Consider the following 2,685-nt stretch of genomic DNA (forward strand, 5'->3'; position numbering starts at 1 on the left):
GTGGTGCCTTAACTCGGTGATGATCTGATTAGCGGATTCAGCATTGAGCAGATACGGATTAAAATGTGGAGAGTTCATGAACTGTAAATTCAGAGGTTCGAGTAGTTCAGGTTGGAGGATATAAGCCATTGACCACTCACCGAACTGGCGAGCTGTTATCGGCTGTTTGTCGACGACAAGGATATCTGTGTGGCGAGGATCTTTTTCAATACGCGCAAAAGTCGCTGCCACATTCACTTGCTCACCTTCTAGGTACTGCATGAAATATTTAGGGCTGAAATACAGAACGCCAGTGATGTCATTTGCCCGGTTGCGCTCTTGAGCGGTAAACATAATTTCATCAAAAGATGACATTTTAAATTCCGCACTTACCGTACTTACGTAAATCAGCCTTATGTCGCTCATTAATATGTCCTCACACGCATATTAATAAATCGTAGTCATTCACCCCATTTGTTACAAATTTTTCATGCAGAATAAGTAGATAGCCCGATAATTTACTTGGAAAAGCCTCAGCAATTCTACCGACCGTTACACACTGCTGTTCATAGACATAAAAAAGCTCCTCTGCCGAAACAGAGAAGTTTTTTATTCAATGCAGTGAAGGTTAGTTAAGCGTTTTCTAGGTCAGCAACCATAGCTTTTGATAGCGCTTCCGCCACCTTAATACCATCAATACCCGCAGACAAAATACCGCCCGCATAACCCGCACCTTCCCCTGCAGGGAAGAAGCCTTTGAGGTTAACACTCTGGAAATCTTTGCCACGTTTAATACACACTGGCGAAGAGGTACGCGTTTCAACACCCGTTAGCAGGGCATCATCACTCGCAAAACCTTTAATCTTGCGGTCAAACGCAGGAATCGCTTCACGGATTGCTTCAATCGCAAAGTCTGGCAGTGCTTTTGAGATATCCGTTAGGTGGATACCAGGAGTAAACGACGGCTCAACATCACCAATCGCGCTTGGATCGCGGCCTTTAAGGAAGTCACCCACTTTCTGAGCTGGCGCGTCGTAAGTCTCACCGCCCAGTACATAAGCACCAGATTCCAACTTACGCTGCAACTCGATACCTGCTAATGGGTGCTCTGGGTAGTCGCGTTCTGGGTCAATACCTACCACGATTGCTGCATTTGCGTTACGTTCTGAACGCGAGTATTGGCTCATACCGTTTGTCACAACTCGATTCTCTTCAGACGTTGCCGCTACGACCGTACCACCCGGACACATACAAAAACTGTACACAGTACGTCCATTCTTACAGTGGTGAACGAGCTTGTAATCCGCCGCGCCAAGAATTGGGTTACCTGCATTAGGTCCAAAGCGCGCTTCGTCGATCATTGATTGTTTGTGCTCAATACGGAAACCAACCGAGAATGGCTTCGCTTCCATAAATACGCCACGCTCATGCAACATCTCAAAAGTGTCACGCGCACTGTGACCAACCGCTAACACAACGTAGCGAGACTTGATCTCTTCGCCGTTAGACAGAGTTAGACCAGTAATTTGCTCGCCATCCATATGGATATCATCAACGCGAGTGCTGAAACGAATTTCGCCACCCAGTTCAATGATTTTCGCTCGCATCTTCTCGATCATCGTTACCAGTTTAAAGGTACCGATGTGCGGCTTACTGACGTACATAATCTCTTCTGGTGCGCCAGCAGCAACAAACTCAGTAATTACCTTACGACCATAGAAGTTTGGATCTTTTACTTGGCTGTAGAGTTTACCGTCAGAGAATGTGCCCGCACCACCTTCACCAAACTGAACGTTTGATTCTGGGTTTAGAGTACGCTTACGCCAGAAACCGAACGTATCTTTAGTGCGTTCACGTACCTCTTTACCACGCTCAACCACAATGGGTTTAAAACCAGCTTGAGCAAGAATAAGGGCAGCAAACAGGCCACATGGGCCAAAGCCGATGACAACAGGGCGCTCTGTGATGTTCTCTGGCGCTTTTGCGACGAACTTGTACTCCATGTCTGGAGTCTCTTTTACATGTGGGTCACTAACGAACTGCTCTAGGAGTGCAGCCTCGTTTTCAACAATCACATCAAGCGTATAAATAAGAAGAATGTTGGCTTTTTTACGAGCATCGTAGCCACGTCTAAACACATTGTAAGAGATAACTTGGTCTTCAGTGATACCAAGCTTCTTGGTAATGGCAGCAGTTAGCGCCTCTTCCTCATGATCAAGAGGAAGTTTGATTTCATTTAAACGTATCATTTTGATGTCTCGTAGTCGGTGTCTTAGCCAAAACCGCTTGACGAACGGTCAGCTCACAATGGCGCGCATTTTACGAGAAATTGAATTGACTGTCATACTAAATCAAACGTATTGAATTTTGTCTTGGGATGAGTATTATCCCCTCTCTCCCATTCTGACTAACTGAAAGAGCACTCATCATGGCGTTTGTCGTAACTGATAACTGTATCCAATGTAAATACACTGACTGTGTCGCTGTATGTCCGGCAGATGCGTTTCATGAAGGACCAAACTTTATGGTGATCAATCCAATCGAGTGTATTGATTGTGGCCTCTGTGTTGATGAATGTGACGCTCACGCGATCTTCCAAGAAGATGAAGTGCCAGAAGATCAAACCATCTTCGTCGAGCTCAACGCTGAACTGTCAGAGCTATGGCCAGTACAAACAGAAGTTAAGCCAGCGATGGATGAAGCCGA

At 45.8% G+C, this 2,685-nt stretch carries 3 protein-coding genes; 1 reads left to right on the forward strand and 2 read right to left on the reverse strand.

The annotated features are described in order from the left end of the window. On the reverse strand, window positions 1-405 hold a 405-nt coding region (locus QTO00_RS17855), incomplete at its 3' end, for a BLUF domain-containing protein (RefSeq protein WP_331425978.1). A gap of 206 nt (window positions 406-611) precedes the next feature. Further along, window positions 612-2,228 (reverse strand): NAD(P)/FAD-dependent oxidoreductase, encoded by a 1,617-nt coding sequence (locus tag QTO00_RS17860; RefSeq protein ID WP_331425979.1) that lies wholly within the window; start codon window positions 2,226-2,228, stop codon window positions 612-614. 179 nt (window positions 2,229-2,407) lie between these two features. Between QTO00_RS17860 and QTO00_RS17865 the strand changes: the two genes are divergently transcribed. After that, the coding region (locus QTO00_RS17865) for a ferredoxin family protein (RefSeq protein ID WP_331425980.1) at window positions 2,408-2,685 on the forward strand (278 nt) is incomplete at its 3' end.

Source organism: Vibrio sp. M260118 (genome assembly GCF_036533755.1).
Classification (GTDB): domain Bacteria; phylum Pseudomonadota; class Gammaproteobacteria; order Enterobacterales; family Vibrionaceae; genus Vibrio.

What these genes read in the sequence shown, in the direction of transcription:
- QTO00_RS17860 (WP_331425979.1), bottom strand. Translation starts at nt 2,228, where the DNA reads ATGATACGTTTAAATGAAATCAAACTTCCTCTTGATCATGAGGAAGAG.